The sequence below is a fragment of the Rhizobacter sp. OV335 genome, from assembly GCF_900142965.1.
Taxonomy (GTDB): Bacteria; Pseudomonadota; Gammaproteobacteria; order Burkholderiales; family Burkholderiaceae_C; genus Rhizobacter.
The window spans coordinates 39,423-58,006 of record NZ_FRCQ01000035.1 but is presented as its reverse complement, the minus strand read 5'-3'; the positions used below and the strand labels follow the sequence as shown (position 1 = coordinate 58,006).

Sequence of the window (18,584 nt, the reverse complement as noted above, 5' to 3'; positions counted from 1 at the left end):
CGATGAGCGACAAACCCAACCTGTCGTTGACCCAGCTGTCCGCCGTCAAGCTTGCGCTGATGGCCCAGCAGATGCGCGCGCAGAGCGAAGCGCTGATGCGTGCCGACCCGATCGCGATCGTCGGCATGGGCTGCCGCTTCCCGGGCGGAGCCGACAGCCCCGAGCAGTTCTGGCAACTGCTGGTCGACGGCGTCGATGCGGTGCGCGAGGTGCCCGCCGACCGCTGGGATGCCGACGCGCTCTACGACCCGGACCCGTCCGCGCCCGGCAAGTCGGCCACCAAGTGGGGCGGCTTCCTCGAGCGCATCGACGGCTTCGATGCCGCCTACTTCGGCATCCTGCCGCGCGAGGCCGAGCGCATGGACCCGCAGCAGCGCCTGTTCCTCGAGGTCGCGATGGAGTCGCTCGACGACGCCGGCCTGACGCGCGATCGGCTGCGCGGCAGCCGCACCGGCGTCTTCATCGCGAGCTACCACAACGACTACCAGCTGCTCGAATACCGCGACCCCGAGGCCATCGACGCCCGCACGCTGACCGGCACGGTGCACAGCGTGCTGGCCAACCGGCTGTCGTTCCTGCTCGACCTGCGCGGCCCGAGCATCTCGGTCGACACCGCGTGCTCGTCGTCGCTGGTCGCGATCCACCTGGCCTGCCAGAGCCTGCGCCACGGCGAGAGCGACATCGCGCTGGCTGGCGGCGTCTCGCTGATGGTCACGCCCGACCTGATGATCTCGCTCAGCAAGGTTGGCTTCATGGCGCCGGACGGCCGCTGCAAGACCTTCGACCAGAGCGCCGACGGTTTTGGCCGCGGCGAAGGCTGCGGCGTGATCGTGATGAAGCGCCTCGCCGATGCCATCGCCGACGGCGACCGCGTGCTCGGCGTGGTGCGCGGTTCGGCCGTCAACCAGGACGGGCACTCGACGCTGCTGGCCGCGCCGAACGGCCTCGCGCAGCAGGCGCTGATCCGCGAGGCGCTGGCCTCGGCGCAGCTCGCCCCGGGGCGCATCGGCTTCATCGAGGCGCATGGCACCGGCACGCCGCTCGGCGACCCGATCGAGGTCGAGGCGCTGGCCGCCACCGTCGGCCGTGCCGATGCGGGCGGCGGCACCTGCTGGCTCGGCGCCGCGAAGGCCAACCTCGGGCACATGGAGGCGGCGGCCGGCGTCGGTGGCGTCATCAAGACCGTGCTCGCGATGCGGCACGAGCTGATTCCGCGCCAGCTGCATTTCACGCAATTGAACAAGCACCTGTCGCTGGACGGCACGCGGCTGCAGGTCGCCGCGCAGCCGGTGCCGTGGCCAGCCGGGCCGCAGACGCGCTGCGCCGGCACCAGCTCGTTCGGCGTCGGCGGCACCAATGCGCACGTGGTGCTGGAGGAGGCACCGCGCCTGCCGGCCGATGAGCCGGCGGCCGATGGCGAGCCGCGGCTGCTGCACCTGTCCGCGCAGAGCGAGCCGGCATTGCGTGCGTTGGCGCAGGCCTGGGTCGAGTTCCTGCCGCGCAGCCCGGCGAGCCTGGCCGACCTGTGCCACAGCGCCGGCGCGCGCCGCTCGGCGCTCGACCACCGGCTCGCGCTGGTCGGCCGTACGCGCGGCGACTTCTCGGCGCGCCTGGACGACTGGCTGCGCAACGAGATCTCGCCCGGCATCGCGGCCGGCCGCGTGCCGGCCGAAGGCGTGCCACGCCTCGCGTTCGTGTTCAGCGGCCAGGGGCCGCAGTGGTTCGCGATGGGCCGCGAGCTGATCGCTTCGGAGCCGGTGTTCCGCGACGTGATCGACGCCTGCGATGCGCTGCTGCAGCCGCTGGCCGGCTGGTCGCTGCGCGCCGAGCTCGCGAAGGACGAAGCGCAGACACGGCTCGCCGACACCGAGGTCGCGCAGCCGGCGCTGTTCGCGATCCAGGTCGCGCTGGCGGCGCTGTGGCGCAGCTGGGGCATCGTGCCCGACGGCGTCGTCGGTCACAGCGTCGGCGAGATCGCCGCGCTGCATGTCGCCGGCGTGCTGGGCCTGGCCGATGCGGTGCGCGTCGTCTGCCAGCGCGGCCGCGTGATGCAGCAGGCCACCGGCACCGGCCGCATGGCGCAGGCGAGCCTGGCCGAAGACGAGGCGCTGGCCTTGCTGAAGCCCTACGGCGATCGGCTTGCGCTCGGTGCCGTCAACGGCCCGCGCAGCATCGTGCTGTCCGGCGAGCCGGCGGCGCTCGACGAACTGCTGGCGGTGCTGACGCGGCGCGGCGTCGCGCACCGCATGCTGCCGGTGCAGTACGCCTTCCACAGCGCGCAGATGGCGCCGTTCCAGCGGGCGCTGGCCGGGCTGCTGGCCGATGTGCCGTCGCAGCCGATGGCGGTGCCGGTGTATTCGACCGTGCTGGGCGGGCTCGCGACCGGGCAGCGTTTCGATGGGGCGTACTTCGGCCGCAACGTGCGCGAGCCGGTGCGGCTGCATGCGGCGATCACCGCGATGGCCGGCGACGGCTTCGGCAGCTTCCTCGAGATTGGGCCGCACCCGGTGCTGAGTGCGTCGATTGCCGAGAGCCTGGCTGCGGCGGGCCCGAGTGGGCAGGTGCTGGCATCGCTGCGGCGCGGCCGGCCGGAGCGCGAATCGCTGCTGCTGGCCGCGGCCGCGCTGCATGTGCACGGCCACACGCTGGACGCCGAGGCGGTGGCGGGCGAGGGCGGCGAGGTGGTCGACCTGCCGCGCTACCCGTGGCAGCGCAAGCGCTTCTGGCTGCGGCCGACGCCGCTGGCCGCGCAGCCGCTGTGGCGCGGGGCGCACCCGCTGCTCGGCGTGAAGCTGTCGACGCCGGCGACCACCGCGACCGTGTTCGATGCGCAGTGGTCGGCGGGCGATGCCGGTGCGCTGCACGAGCACCGCATCGGAGGGCGGCTGCTGATGCCGGCGGCGGCGATGGTCGAGCTGTGTCGCGCGGCGGTCGGCGGGCGCGCGCTGTCGGCGTTCGCGGTCGAGCGGCCGCTGTACCTGCCCGAGGCCGGCACGGCGCGCTGGCAGGCGATCTTGCGCGACGGCGCGGTCGAGCTGCACCAGGCGTTGGATGACGACGCGTGGCAGCGCGTGTGCACCGCGGCGGTGGGTGATGCGCCGGTGGTCGAACCGCTGCAGACGGCGGGCGCTTCCACGGCGGTGTCGTCCGCCGAGATCTATGCCGGCTTCGATGCGCTCGGCGTCGCCTTCGGCCCCGCATTCCGCAGCCTGCATGCGGTGCAGCGCGGCGATGGCTGGGCGCGGGCTTCGCTCGCGTTGCCGGCCGAGCTTGAATCGCAGGCGGTGGCCTTCGGCCTGCACCCGGCGCTGCTCGACGGCGCGCTGCAGCTGTGCGCCGTCGCCGCGCGAGGCGTGCCGACCACGCTGTGGGCGCCGATGGGCATCGAGCAGGTCGAGGTGCTGCAACCTGGCATCGCGCGCCTGCAGGCCGTCGCGGTGCTGCGCGGCGAGGCGGGTGCCGACATCGACCTGAGCGACGAGCACGGCACGCCGGTCGCACGGCTGCGCGGCGTGCGCTTCGCAGCGACCGATGCGCGCACGCTGGCAGGCGGTGGCGCGGAGGACGGGGTGTACGAGGTGCGGTGGCAGCTTGCACCGCAAATCTCCGTTCACCCAATCCCCGTTTCAGGGCGAGCGGGGGGTGGGGCGGAAGGCGATTGGCTGCTGCTCAGCGACGCCAGCGGCCTCGCCACCACGCTGCGCCAGGCGCTCGAATCCCGCGGCGCCCGCTGCACCGAAGTGTTGGCCGGCGAACGCTTCCAGCGCCTCGAATCGAACCGCTGGTCCGTCGACCCGGTAGACGCGGCCCAGATGCACTCCGTCGTCACCGACTGGCGCTCGCACGGCGCGCCACGTGCGGTGGTCTCGCTGTGGAGCCTGGACACGCCCGGCCTCGACGGCGACGCCGCCGAGCTGTGCGCCAGCGGCTCGCTGCTGCACGTGCTGCAAGCCCTCGCCGCCGATGCCGACGCGCCGCCGGTCGCGCTGTGGCTCGTCACGCCGGCCTCGCAGCCCGTGCTGCCGCATGAAGCACCGCGCTCATCGGCGGCGGCCGGCGCCTGGGCCTTCCTCGGCGTGCTGGCCGTCGAGCACCCTGAATTCCCGCTGCGCGCGATCGACACCGACGCGGCCGACCCCGAGGCGCTGCTGGCCGAACTGCTGTTGCCAACCCCTGTGCAACCCATTGCGCTGCGTGGCGCCACGCGGTACGAACCGCGCCTCGTGCGCCGCGCCGCATCGGCCGCCACGCCGCCGCTGCAGCGCCTCGAAGTCGCCCGCGCCGGCACGCTCGACGGCCTCGAACTCCGATCGCTCACCCCGCGCCCGCTGAAGCCCACCGAGCTGCGCATCCAGGTGCACGCCGCCGGCCTGAACTTCCGCGACGTGCTGCTCGCGCTCGGTGTCTACCCCGGCAGCGGCATCCCGCTCGGCGCCGAATGCGCCGGCATCGTCAGCGAGGTCGGCTCGGCCGTCGAAGGCTGGCGCGTCGGCGAGCGCGTGTTCGGCTTCGTGCACGACAGCATGGGCAGCGAGGCGGTCGCGCCAGCCGCGTTCGTCGCGCGGATTCCGCTTGGCCTGTCGAACGAGCAAGCGGCTGCGTTGCCGGTCGCGTTCCTGACCGCCCACCACGGCCTGTTCGGCATCGCCGGGCTGAAGCGCGGCCAGCGCGTGCTGGTCCATGCCGGTGCCGGCGGTGTCGGCCTGGCCGCGGTGCAGCTCGCGCTGCGCGCCGGTGCCGAGGTCTACGCCACGGCAGGCTCGCCCGAGAAGCGCGCCCACCTGCTCGCGCTCGGCGTGCGCGCGGTGATGGACTCGCGCAGCACCTCGTTCGCCGCCGAGCTGATGCGCGCGACCGGCGGCGCCGGCGTCGACGTGCTGCTGAATTCGCTGGCCGGCGACTTCATCCCGACCGGGCTCGGCGTCGTCGCCCCGGGCGGCTGGTTCCTCGAACTCGGCAAGCGCGACATCTGGACGCCCGAGGCGGTCGCGAAGGCCTGCCCCGGCATCCACTACGCCGCCTACGACCTGGGCGACGCGGCCTACGCCGACCCGCGCCTGCTGCGCCCGATGCTGACCGAGCTGCAGGCCGGCCTGCAGGACGGCAGCCTGAAGCCGCTGCCGGTCACGGTGTTCGATTTCGCGCAGGCGGCCGATGCGTTCCGCCACATGGCGCAGGCCAGACACATCGGCAAGATCGTGCTGCGGCTGCCGGTGGCGGCCGCGTTCGAGATCCGCGCCGACGCCTGCTACCTCGTCACCGGCGGCCTCGGCGCGCTTGGCCTGCACACCGCACGCTGGCTGCAGCGCTCGGGCGCGCGCCAGCTCGCACTGCTCGGCCGCCACGCGGCATCGCCCGAGGCGCTGCAGGCAATCCACGAGATCGAGGCGGCCGGCACGCAGGTGCGCTGCTTCGCGGCCGATGCGGGCGACGCTGGCGCGCTGCAGCACGTGCTGGAGACCGTCGCCCGCGAGATGGCACCGCTGCGCGGCGTCGTGCACGCGGCCGGAACGCTGGACGACGGCATCGCGCTGCGCCAGAGCTGGGCGCGCTGTGCCGCGGTGCTGCACAACAAGGCGCGGGCGGCCCAGCACCTGCACGCGTTGACGCGCACGCTGCCGCTGGACTTCTTCGTGATGTATTCGGCCGCCGGCCTGCTGCTCGGCGCGCCGGGGCAGTGCGCGTATGCGGCCGCCAATGCCGAGCTCGATGCGCTGGCGCAGATGCGCCGCGCGCAGGGCCTGCCGGCCTTGAGCGTGGCCTGGGGCGCGTGGGCGCAGGGTGGCATGGCAACGCAGCTCGCGGCCGGTGGGCATGACCCGTGGCGCGAACGCGGCCTGTTGCCGATCGAGCCTGAGCACGGCTTCGAGCGCCTCGAACAACTGCTGCGCGACGGCGCGGTGCATGCCGCGGTGCTGCCGATCGACTGGCAACGCTTCATCGCGACGCTGCCGGCCGGCGTGGATGCGGCCTTCTTCGACGACGTGGTGCCGCGTGCCGCGGCGCCCGTACCGGCAGCGACCGAGCCGACCGCCGCGGCTTCCACCGTGCTATCGCGCCTGCATGCCGTGCCGTCCGGTCAGCGTGCCGTTGCGCTCTCGGCGCACCTGGCAGAGCGCGCCTTGCACGTGCTGGGCTTGGACGCCGGCACGCCCGTCGACCCGAAGACGCCGCTGAAGGACCTGGGCCTCGATTCGCTGATGGCGGTCGAGCTGCGCAACGCGCTGACCCGCTCGATCGGCCGGCCGCTGTCGGCGACGCTGCTTTTCGACTACCCGACGCTCGCCGCGCTGACTGCGCACCTGATGCGCCTGCTCGGCCTCGAAGAACCGGCGCCCGCCTTCGACGCGAGTGCCAAGACCGCTGATGACGCATTGCACGACCTGAGCGACGAAGAAGCCGAAGCCCTGCTGCTGCAAGAACTGGGGGATCCCCGATGACCGACCCGCGCGATGAAGCGCTGAGCCCCGTCAAGCGCGCGCTACTCGAGATCCGCGAGCTGAAGGACAAGCTCGCGCGCTCGAACGCCGCGCTGCACGAGCCGATCGCGATCGTCGGGATGGCGCTGCGCCTGCCGGGCGGCGTGGTCGATGCGGCCGGCCTGGCCGAGCTGCTGTGGTCCGGCACCGACGCGATCGGCCCGATCCCCGCCGAGCGCTGGAACCTCGACGCGCTGTACGACGCCGACGCCGACGCGCCCGGCAAGATGACGACGCGCTTCGGCGGCTTCGTCGACGGCGTCGACCGCTTCGACGCCGAGTTCTTCGGCATCTCGCCGCGCGAGGCCGCCAGCATGGACCCTCAGCAGCGGCTGCTGCTCGAAGTGGCCTGGGAGGCCCTCGAAGACGCCGGCCATGCGCCGGGCGAACTCGCTGCCACGCCGGCCGGCGAGCGCACCGGCGTCTACCTTGGCATCAGCAACAACGACTACGGCCGCGCGCTGTACCGGCACCCCGAGCTGATCGACCCGTACTTCGCGACCGGCAATGCATCCAGCGTCGCGTCGGGGCGGCTGTCGTATTTCCTCGGCGTGCATGGGCCCGCGGTCGCGGTCGACACCGCCTGCTCGTCGTCGCTGGTCGCGCTGCACCTGGCCTGCCAGGGCCTGCGGCTGCACGAATGCGAGATCGCGCTGGCCGGCGCGGTCAACCTGATCCTGACGCCCGAGATGAACATCAACTTCTCGAAGGCCCGGATGATGGCGCCGGACGGCCGCTGCAAGACCTTCGACGCCGCGGCCGACGGCTACGTGCGCGGCGAAGGCTGCGCGGTGCTGGTGCTGAAGCGGCTGGCCGATGCGCAGGCCGCCGGCGACCGCGTGCTGGCGGTGGTGCGCGGCAGCGCGCTGAACCAGGACGGCCGCAGCGGCGGGCTGACCGCGCCGAACGGCCCGGCGCAGGAGGCGGTGATCCGCGCCGCGCTGGCGTCGGCCCGGGTCGATGCACGGCAGATCGGTTATGTCGAAGCGCACGGCACCGGCACGCCGCTCGGCGACCCGATCGAGCTCGGCGCGCTCGCGGTGGTGCTCGGCGCGGGCCGCGATGCGGCGCAGCCGCTGCGCGTCGGCTCGGTCAAGACGAACATCGGCCACCTGGAAGCCGCAGCCGGCCTCGCGGGCGTGGCCAAGGTGGTGCTGTCGCTGCAGCGCGGCCAGATCCCGCCGCACCTGCATTTCACGCAGGGCAACCCGCACATCGACTGGAACTGGCCGGTGCAGGTGCCGACGAAGACGACCGACTGGCCCGAGATCGATGGCCGCCGGCTCGCCGGGGTCAGCTCGTTCGGGTTCAGCGGCACCAATGCTCATGTGATCCTCGAATCGGCGCCGCGGGAACAAGGTACTCCGTTCGTCCTGAGCCTGTCGAAGGACCGCCCTGAGCTTGTCGAAGGGCTTGCTCGCGCGGCAGCGGGGCTTCGACAGGCTCAGCCCGACCCTTCGACAGGCTCAGGGCGAACGGAGTTCGGGCTTCGACAAGCTCAGCCCGAACGGGGTGGTGGTGCCGATGTTCGGCCGGCCCACGTGCTCGCGCTGTCGGCCCGCGACGAAGCGGCGCTGCTCGACCTGGCGCGCCGCCACGAGGCGCGGCTGCTGCAGTTCGAAGAGAGCGTCGAAGCGGCCGACCTGTGCTTCAGCGCGAACACCGGCCGCTCGCATTTCTCGCACCGCGTCGCGCTGGTCGGCGCCAGCGTCGACGAACTCCAGGCTGGGCTGGCCGGCTTCCTCGCCGGCAGCGACGATCCTGCGATCGCGCGCGGCACGCTCGAAGGCGCGGCGCGGCCGCAGGTGGCCTTCCTGTTCACCGGCCAGGGCGGGCAGTACGCCGGCATGGGCCGCGACCTGTACGACAGCGCGCCGGTGTTCCGCGCCGCGATGGACGCCTGCGATGCGGCCGCGCGGCCGCACCTGGCACACCTCGGGCGCGGCCTGCTCGACGTGATCGTCACGCCGGCCGGCAGCGGGTCGCCGATCAACGAGACGGTGTGGGCGCAGCCGGTCAACTTCGCGATCGAGGTGTCGCTGGCCGCGCTGTGGCGCTCGTGGGGCATCGAGCCGGTCGCACTGCTCGGGCACAGCCTCGGCGAGTACGCGGCGGCCTGCGTGTCGGGCCTGTTGTCGCTGGAGGACGGCATGACCTGCGTGATCGCGCGCGGCCGCCTGACGCACGAGCTGCCGGCCGATGGGGCGATGGCCGCGGTGTTCGCGCCCGAGGCCGTCGTGCAGGCCGAGTTGGCGCACGGCCCCGCCACGCTGACGATCGCCGCCTACAACGGTCCCGAGCATTTCGTGATCAGCGGCCCGCGCAACGCGGTCGATGCGGCCACGCAGCGGCTCGAGGCAGCGGGCATCCGCGTCAAGCTGCTGCGCGTGCCGCATGCGGCGCATTCGGCGCTGATCGAGCCGGTGCTGCCGGCCTACCGCCGCGTGCTGGAAACGGTGACCTTCCACGAGCCGCGCGTCGCGCTGGTCTCCAACGTCACCGGCGCGCCGGCCGGCCCGGCCGAGATCGGCCGCGTCGACTACTGGCTCACGCACATGCGCCAGCCGGTGCGCTTCGCGCAGGCGCTGCAGGGGCTGCTGGCGCAGGGCATCACGCATTTCATCGAGGTCGGGCCGCACCCGGTGCTGCTGGGCATGGGGGCCGAATGCGCCGGTGGGGCCGAGGTCGAATGGCTGCCGTCGCTGCACCGCGAGCGCACTGACTGGACCGACCTGCTCGCGAGCCTGCAGCGCCTGTACGTGGCCGGCGCCGACGTGAACTGGGCCGCGTTCGACGCGCCGTACCGCCGCAGCCGCGTTCCGCTGCCCACCTATCCATTCCGCGCGAAACGGCATTGGATGGACATTGTTGGTGACGGCCCCGCGCCGGCGGTCGATGCGGCGCAGCGCTGGTCGCGCGTCAGCACCGCGCTGTCGCGCCAAGCCGAGCGCGGGCCGCTCGATCTGAACGCCGCCTCGTACCCGGCGAAATGGGAGTGCCTCGCCCGCGTGACCAGCGCGCACGCCGCGCACACGCTGCGCGAAGCCGGCCTGTTCCTGCAAGCCGGTGAATCGCACACGCTCGACGGCCTGATGCAGCGCAGCGGCATCGGCGCGAGCTACCGGCACCTGGTGTCGCGCTGGCTCGACAGCCTGGTGGACGCCGGCACGCTGCGGCGCGACGGCGAAGCCTTCGTCGCCGACCGGGCGCTCGCCGCGCCGCCGCTGGCCGCGCTGTGGGCCGAGGCCGACCGCCTGTTCGCCGACAACCAGCCGCTGCTCGCCTACGTGCGCCACTGCGGTTCGCTGGTCGCGCCGGTGCTGCTGGGCCGCGAGAGCCCGCTCGAGACCTTGTTCCCCGGCGGCTCGTTCGAACTCGCCGAGAACCTCTACGAGCGCTCGGCGACGATGCGCTACATCAACGGCCTGGCCGCCGCGGCGTTCGAGACGCTGGCCGCCACCGTGCCGTCCGGCCGCGCGCTGCGCGTGCTGGAGGTCGGTGCCGGCACCGGCGGCACGAGTTCCGCGGTGCTTGCGGCCTTGCCGGCCGACCGCGCGCAGTACCAGTTCACCGACGTCTCCGACGTGTTCCTGGACCGCGCCCGCGAGCGCTTCGCGGCATACCCGTTCGTGCGCTTCGGCCGCTTCGACATGGACGCCGATCCGCAGCCGCAGGGTTACGCGCCCGGCAGCGTCGACGCGATCGTCTCTGCCAATGCGGTGCATGCCAGCAAGGACCTGCGCGTCGCGCTGAAGCGGCTGCGCGCGCTGCTCGCGCCGGGCGGCGTGCTGGTGCTGGTCGAATCGACGACCCACTTGCCGTGGTTCGACATGACGACCGGCCTGATCGAAGGCTGGCAGCACTTCGCCGACGACCTGCGCGGCGACAACCCGCTGCTGCCGCCGGCGCGCTGGCTCGAGGCCTTGCGCGAGGCCGGCTTCGACGAGGCGGGCGCGTGGCCGCCGGTCGGCTCGCCGGCCGAGGCGCTGGGCCAGCATGTGATCGTTGCGCGCGTGCCGGGCGATGCGGTGGGAGCGGCCGCATCGGCAGTCGTCGCCGACGACGCACCGCAACGCAGCGTCGCCACCGCACCGGCCGAACTCGCGCAGGCCTTCCGCCAGCGGCTGCTCGACGCGATGGCCGGCGAGCGCACCGAGCTGATGCGCGACTTCGTGCGCGAGCGCGTCGTGCGCGTGCTGCGCCTGGACGCGGCCGATGCACCCGGCCGCGCCGACCGCTTGATGGACATCGGCTTCGATTCGCTGATGGCGGTGCAGCTGCGCAACCAGCTCGGCAGCGGGTTGGGCCTCGACAAGCCCTTGCCGGCAACGCTGATGTTTGACCACCCGACGATCGATGCGCTGGCAATCTACCTGCTGGATCGCGTGCTGCCGAAAGCCGCGCCGGTGGTGGCCGACAAGCCGGTGCAGGCCACCGCGCCGAACGCCTCCGTCGAAGCCGTCGCGGCCATGAGTGATGCCGAGATCGAAGCCTTGCTGATGAGCCGATTGGAGGGATCTTGAGCAGTCCTGCCGCCGACACCCCCACGCTGACGCCGCTGCAGCGCGCCTTCCTCGCACTGCAGCAGGCGCAGGCGAAAGTTGCTGCGCTCGAAGGCGCGGCGCGCGAGCCGATCGCGATCATCGGGCTCGGCTGCCGCGTGCCCGGCGGTGGCGTCGATGGCGACAGCTTCTGGCGCCTGATGCGCGACGGCATCGACGCGACCGGCCCGCTGCCGCGCGAGCGCTGGGATGTCGATGCACTGTACGACCCCGATCCCGAAGCGCCCGGCCGCATCGCGACGCGCGGTGGCGGCTTCCTCGGCCCGGTCGACGGCTTCGACCCCACCTTCTTCGGCATCACCCGCCGCGAGGCGCAGGGCATGGACCCGCAGCAGCGGCTGCTGCTGGAGGTGGCCTGGGAGGCGCTGGAAAACGCCGGCCAGGCGCCCGACCGGCTGGAGCGCTCGGCGACCGGCGTCTACGTCGGCGTCTGCGCGAACGACTACGCGCAGATGCAGCTCGGGACCGGCGACCGCGGGCTGCTCGATGCGCACTTCGCGTCGGGCATCGCGCACAGCATCGCGTCGGGCCGACTGTCGTACCTGCTCGGGCTGCAGGGGCCGAGCGTCACGCTCGACACCGCGTGCTCGTCGTCGCTGGTCGCGCTGCACCTGGCCTGCCAGGCGCTGCGCGCGCGCGACTGCCGCATGGCGCTGGCCGGTGGCGTCAACCTGATCCTGTCGCCGGACCTGTACATCGCGCTGTCGCATTCGCGCATGCTGTCGCCGGACGGCAAGTGCAAGACCTTCGATGCGTCGGCCGACGGCTTCGCGCGCGGCGAGGGCTGCGGCGTGGTGGTGCTGAAGCGCCTGAGCGATGCCCAGGCCGATGGCGACCGCATCCTCGCGGTGGTGCGCGCCAGCGCGGTCAACCAGGACGGCCCGAGCAGCGGGCTGACCGCGCCGAACGGCCCGGCGCAGGAAGCGGTGATCCGCGAGGCGCTGGCGCGCGCCGGCATCGCGCCGCGCGAGGTCGGGTATGTCGAGGCGCACGGCACCGGCACGCAGCTCGGCGACCCGCTGGAGGTGCAGGCGCTGGGGGCGGTGTTCTCCGAAGGGCGCGATGCGTCGAAGCCGCTGTGGATCGGCTCGGTGAAGACCAACCTCGGCCACCTCGAAGCGGCCGCCGGCGTGACCGGGCTGATCAAGCTGGTGCTGTCGCTGCAGCGGCGGCAGATCCCGGCGCACCTGCACTTCAAGACCCCGAGTCCGCACATCGCGTGGGGCGACCAGCTGTTGAAGGTGCCGACTGCGCTGATGGCCTGGGAGCCGATTGGCGGGCGGCGCATCGCGGGCGTCAGCTCGTTCGGGTTCAGTGGGACGAATGCGCATGTGGTGATCGAGGAAGCGCCTTCTGATTCCGTTCGCCCTGAGCCTGTCGAAGGGCTTCACCTGTTCGTCCTGTCCGCGCGCGATGAAGCCTCGCTCGCCGACACCGCACGCCGCTTCGCCACCTCGCTGGCCGGCCGCCCCGACAGCGAGCTGCCCGACCTCTGCTTCACGGCAGCCGTGAGCCGCGCCAGCTTCGCGCAGCGCGCCACGGTGCTCGCACGCTCCGTGTCGGAGCTCTGCGAACGCCTTCTTGCGTTGGCCGAAGGCCGCGAGGCCGACGGCGTGCGCAGCGGCCGCGTCACCCGGCGCGACCCGGCGCGCATCGCCTTCCTGTTCACCGGCCAGGGCGCGCAGTACCCCGGCATGGCGCGCGCGCTGTATGCGCAGCAGCCGGTGTTCCGCGCCGCGCTCGACGACTGCGCGCAGGCGCTGGCCGGCGTGCTGCCGCAGCCGCTGCTCGACGTGATCTTCGCGGAGCAGGGCGGCGCGATCGACGAGACCCGCTACACGCAGCCGGCGCTGTTCAGCATCGAGATCGCGCTCGCGAAGCTGTGGGCGTCCTGGGGCATCACGCCTGATGTCGTGATGGGCCATTCGGTCGGCGAGTACGCCGCCGCCTGCCTGGCCGGCGTGATGACGCTGCCGCAGGCGCTCGCGCTGATGGCAGAGCGAGGCAGGCTGATGCAGTCGCTGCCGGCCGGCGGCGCGATGGCGGCGGTCTTCGCGGCCGAAGCCGACGTGGCCGAGGCGGCCGCGCCGTTCGCCGCGCAACTGTCGATCGCCGCCGTCAACGCACCGGCGCAGACGGTGATCTCCGGCGCCGCGGCCGCGGTCGACGCCGTCTGCGAGCGCTTCACCGAACGCGGCGTGCGCTGCCAGAAGCTGCCGGTCTCGCATGCCTTCCATTCGCCGCTGGTCGATCCGGTGCTCGATGCGTTCGAGCAGGCCGCCGCAGCGACGACGATGGCGCGCCCGCAACTGCGCCTGGTGTCCAACCTGACCGGCCAGCTCGCCGATGCCAACGCGATCACGCAGCCCGCCTACTGGCGCCGCCATGTGCGCGAGGCCGTGCGCTTCGCCGACGGCCTGCGCACGCTGGCCGGCTTGAAGCCCGACCTCTGCATCGAGCTCGGCCCGCACCCGACGCTGCTGAACTTCGCCGCCGAGCTGGCCGACGAGCTACCGGTGCGCGTGCCGACGCTGCGCAAGGGCCGCGCCGATGCCGACCAGCTCGCCGAATCGCTGGCCGCGCTGTTCCTGGCCGGCGCGCCGATCGACTGGCGCGCGGTCTGGTCGGCCAGCGGCGCACGCCTCGCCGACCTGCCGCCGACCCCGTTCCGCCGCGAGCGCTGTTGGTTCCAGGCGCGCCCGCCGGTGGCCGCGCGCAGCGGCACGCCGACCGGCCACCCGCTGCTCGGCGCGCGGCTGCGCTCGCCGCTGCGCGATGTCATGCAGTTCGAGGCCACGCTCCGCGCAGACGACCTGCCGTACCTGGCCGACCACAACGTGCAGGGCCGCCTGATCCTGCCGGCCACCGGCTTCCTGGAGATGGCGCTGGCGGCGAGCCGCCTGGTGTCCGGCGCGGCGCGTGCGGTGGCCGATGTCGTGATCTCGGAGCCGCTGGTGTTCGCCCCCGGCGAAGTGCGCACGCTGCAACTGCTGCTGCGCCGTGATGCAGATTCCTTCGAGATCCTGTCGCTGGGCGACGGCGAGGCCGACGAGGCGTGGCACACGCACGTGCAAGGCAGCTATGCGGAGATCGACGCATCGCCCTCGCATGAATCGGCCGACGCGATCCGCGCCCGCTGCACCGAATCGATCGATGCCGGCGCCCACTACGCGAACCTCGCCGCGCGCCAGCTCGTGTTCGGCCCCGCGCTGCAGGGCGTGCAGCGCCTCTTGCGGCGCGACGGCGAGGCGCTCGGCGAGATCGTGCTGCCGCCCGCTGCCGGCCGCGCCGACTACGTGATGCACCCGGCGCTGCTCGACGCGTCGCTGCAGGTGATGGCCGCCGCGCTGCCGGCGCAGGCCGCCGCGGGCCGCGCGTACCTGCCGCTCGCGATCGGTCGCGTCGCGGTGCACCGCGCGCATGGCGACCGCTTGAGCAGCCATGTGCGCATCACGCCCGGCGGCAGCGGCGACACGCTGAAGGCCGAGCTGGTGCTGTTCGACACGCACGGCACCGTGGCGACGTTGAACGGCATTGCGCTGCGCGCCGCCGCGATGCCGGGCGCGCCCGCGAGCGAGCCGGTCTACCGCATCGCGTGGGAGCCGGTGCCAAGTGCAGGCTGGCTGCCGACGCCGGCGGAACTGGCCGCACAGGCCGGGCCGCGGCTCGACGACCTGTCGCGCGAACACGACCTGGCCGACTACCAGCAGGCCTTCGTCGCGCTCGAAGCGCTGAGCGCGGCCTGGATCGCCCGTGCGCTCGTCGAGCTCGGCTGGTCGCCGCTGCGGGGTGAGCACGTGCAGGCCGACGAACTGGCACGGCGCTTGAAGCTCGCGCCGCGCTACCACCGGCTGCTGCCGCGGCTGCTCGCGATCCTGGCGGAGGACGGCTGGCTGCGCGCCGACGGCGGCGGTGACCGTGGCGGCTTCACGGTGGCGAACTGGCATCCCGTCGCCGACCCGGCGCAGCGCGTCGCACCGCTGCTGCAATGCCACCCGGCCTCGCGCCCGCGCATCCTGCTCACCGCGAACTGCGGCGCGGCGCTGGGCGACATCCTGGCCGGCCGCGCCGATCCGCTGCACCACCTGTTCCCGAACGGCTCGGCCGAACTGGCCGAGGCGCTGTACCGCGACGCACCCGAGGCCAAGGCCTACAACCAGCTGCTGCGCGAGACCGTGCGCGTCGCCCTCGCGCGGCTGCCGGCCGGGCAGAAGCTGCGCATCCTCGAAGTGGGCGGCGGCACCGGCGGCAGCACCGCCTGGGTCGCGCCGATGCTGCCGGCCGACCGCTGCGACTACCTGTTCACCGACATCGGCCCGCTGATGGTGGCCCGGGCGCGCGAGCGCTTCGGCCTGCACCCGTTCATGCGCTTCCAGCCGCTGGACCTGGAGCAGCCGCTCGCGACCCAGCTCGCCGGCCAGCACTTCGACATCGTGATCGCGGCCAACGTGATCCACGCGACCGCCGACCTCGCCCGCACGCTCGGCCAGGTCCGCCAGGTGCTGGTCCCGGGCGGCACGCTGCTGATGCTCGAAGTGGCCGGCATGGAGCGCTGGATCGACATCACCTTCGGGCTGACCGACGGCTGGTGGCGCTTCACCGACACCGCGCTGCGGCCCGACTACCCGCTGCTGTCGCGCGAACGCTGGCTTGCGCTGCTCGACGAGCTCGGCTTCGAGGCCGCGGCGATCGATGCGCCGCAGCCGAATTCTCGCGAGGTGCTGCTGGCCGCGCGGCGGCCGGTGCAGGCGGTGGATGCGGTGCCGGCGTCGAGCTGGTTGCTGATCGGCGACCGCGGCGGCGTCGGCGAGGCGCTGGCGGCGCGCATGCGGCAAGACGGCCACGAGGTGGTGATGGCGGCTGCCGAGGCCGACCCGGCGAGCCTGCTCGCGGGGCGCCCGCTGCGCGGCATCGTTCACCTCGGCGCGCTCGAACTCGCGGTGCCCGATGCCGCGTCGGCCGCCTCGCTGATCGACACGCAGCGCGCCAGCCTCGGCTCGCTGCTGAAGCTGGTGCAGGCGCTCGGCGCGCAGTCGTTCGCGGCCGGCACGACGCCGCGGCTGTGGATCGCGACGCGCGGCGCGCAACCGGTCGTCGACGGCGACGCGCCGAACCCGTTGCAGGCGCCGGTGTGGGGCTTCGCGAAGGTCGTCGCGCTGGAGCATCCGGAGCTGCGCACCACCCGCATCGACCTCGATGGTGGCCACGATGTTGACGCGCTGTGGCAAGTGATCTGCGCCGACGGCGACGAGCCGCAGCTCGCGCTGCGCGGCGACAAGGCCTTCGTCGCGCGGCTGGTGCACGGCAGCGCCGCGCCGTTCGACCCGGCGCCGGTGCGGCTCGAGAAGGCCGCCAGCGGCGTGTTCGACGAGATGCCGCTGGTGCCGATGGCGCGCCGTGAGCCCGGCCCCGGCGAGGTCGAGATCCGCGTGCGCGCGGCCGGCCTGAACTTCCGCGACATCATGAATGCGGTCGCGCTGCGCGCCGATCCGGAACCGCTGGGCGGCGAATGCGCCGGCACCATCGTCGCGATGGGCGAAGGCGTCGAAGGCTTCGCGCTCGGCGATGCAGTGGTCGCGACCGGCGAGGCCTGCTTCGCAACCTACATGACGACCGGCGCGCAACACGTCGCGCCGTTGCCGCGCGGCATCGGCTACGCGGAAGGCGCGACGCTGCCGTTCGCGCTGATGACGGCCTGGCATGCGCTTCACGTGCTGGGCGGCCTCCGCGCCGGCATGACGGTGCTGATCCATGCGGCCGCGGGCGGCGTCGGCATGGCCGCGCTGCAGATCGCGCAGCGCGCCGGCGCGACGGTGTTCGCGACGGCCGGCAGCGACGCGAAGCGCGCGCTGCTGCGCTCGCACGGCGCGGCGCATGTGCTGAACTCGCGCACGCTCGATTTCGAGGTCGAGATCGCGCAGCTCACCGAAGGCCGCGGCGTCGACCTGGTGCTGAACTCGCTGGCCGGCGAGTTCATCCCGGCCGGCGTGCGCAGCCTGTCGGTGCAAGGCACCTTCCTAGAGATCGGCAAGCGCGACATCTGGAGCCTGTCGCAGTTCCGCGAGCTGCAGCCGCAGGCGCGCTACCACGCGATCGACCTGAACGCGCAGCGCTACCAGGACCCCGCAGCCGCGCAAGCGCTGTTCGCTGACGTGATGGCCGCGGTGCAGCGCGGCGAGCTGAAGCCGCTGCCGCTGCAGGCCTTCCCGCTGGAGCGCGGCGGCGAGGCCTTCCGCTTCATGGCGCAGGCGCGGCACACCGGCAAGGTCGTGCTGACGCAGCACGACGCGCTGCAGGCCTCGTTGCAGGCGCTGACGCCGCGCGGCGTCTACCTCATCACGGGAGGACTGTCGGGCCTCGGGCTGCTGACCGCCGGCCGGCTGGTCGAACGCGGCGCGCGCCACCTGGTGCTGGTGGGCCGGTGCGCCGCATCGCCCGCGGCGCAGGCCACGCTGGATGCGATGCGGGCGCAGGGCGCGCAGGTGCAGGCGCTGCAGGCCGACATGTCGCGCGCCGACGAGGTGGCGCGCGTGCTGGGCAGCATCGCGCAGGGCGGCTTGCCGCTGCGCGGCGTGATCCATTCGGCCGGCGTGCTGGAAGACGGCGCGCTGCTGCAGCACGAGTGGTCGCGCTTCATGCGGCCACTCGGGCCGAAGCTCGACGGCAGCTGGGCGCTGCACGTGCTGACGCGCGGCGAGCCGCTGGACTTCTTCGTGCTGTATTCGTCGATGGCCTCGGTGCTGGGCTCGCGCGGCCAGGCCAACCATGCGGCGGCGAATGCGTTCATGGACGCGCTGGCCGCGCACCGGCGCACGCTCGGGTTGCCGGGTCTCAGCATCAGCTGGGGCGCGTGGAGCGAGGTCGGCGCGGCGGCCGATCGGCAGGTCGACCAGCGGGTGGCCGCGCGCGGCATCGACGTGATCACGCCGACGCACGGGCTGGAGCTGCTCGAGAAGCTGATGCGGGCCGAGGCGCCGCATGCCGGCGTGTTCCCGGTGCGCTGGGAGCGCTTCTTGAACGGCGGCGATGCGCATGGCCGCTTCGTCGAGCACCTGCGTGGCGCGGTGGCCGTGACGAAGGCTGGCCTGAAGCTGGCCACCGGCGCGAAGGCCGCGGTGGCGGCGGGTGCGGCGCTGATCGACGAGCTGAAGCAGGCCACGCCGCAGCGCCGGCGCGAGCGGCTGCTGGCGTTCGTCGCCGAGCATGTCGCGCGGGTGGTCGATGCGCCGAGCGCGCAGGCCATCGACCCGCGCCAGCCGCTCAACGAACTGGGGCTCGATTCGCTGATGGCGGTGGAGCTGCGCAACCGGCTCGGCACCGGGCTCGGATTGGCACGCAGCTTGCCGGCGACGCTGGTGTTCGACCACCCGACGCTGGAGGCGCTGGCGGCCTACCTGGAGGAGCTGGCGGTGCCGGCTGCGGCGGCCGTGGCGGCGGTCGCGAAGCCGGTCGATGCGGTCGGCGCGCTCGACGAGATGAGCGACGAAGAAGTCGAAGCGATGTTCGCGAAGAAACTGAAGAGGCCCTGAGTGAAGCACCTTCA

Annotated in this window: 3 protein-coding genes; all 3 read left to right on the top strand. The window is 73.2% G+C overall.

The features are described 5' to 3' along the window. Positions 1-2 precede the first annotated feature (2 nt). From BUE42_RS27325 to BUE42_RS27315, 3 genes are read left to right on the top strand one after another with little or no spacing between them, the layout of a single operon-like run. Positions 3-6,440, top strand: a complete 6,438-nt coding sequence (locus BUE42_RS27325) for a type I polyketide synthase (RefSeq protein WP_073468448.1) — start codon at positions 3-5, stop codon at positions 6,438-6,440. Further along, positions 6,437-11,002 (top strand): type I polyketide synthase, encoded by a 4,566-nt coding sequence (locus BUE42_RS33530; protein WP_073468447.1) that lies wholly within the window; start codon positions 6,437-6,439, stop codon positions 11,000-11,002. Before BUE42_RS27325 ends, BUE42_RS33530 begins: the two co-directional genes overlap by 4 nt. Next, a complete protein-coding gene (locus BUE42_RS27315; protein WP_073468446.1) occupies positions 10,999-18,570 on the top strand; it encodes a type I polyketide synthase in 7,572 nt (2,523 codons plus the stop codon). Before BUE42_RS33530 ends, BUE42_RS27315 begins: the two co-directional genes overlap by 4 nt. The last annotated feature ends 14 nt before the right edge of the window (positions 18,571-18,584 follow it).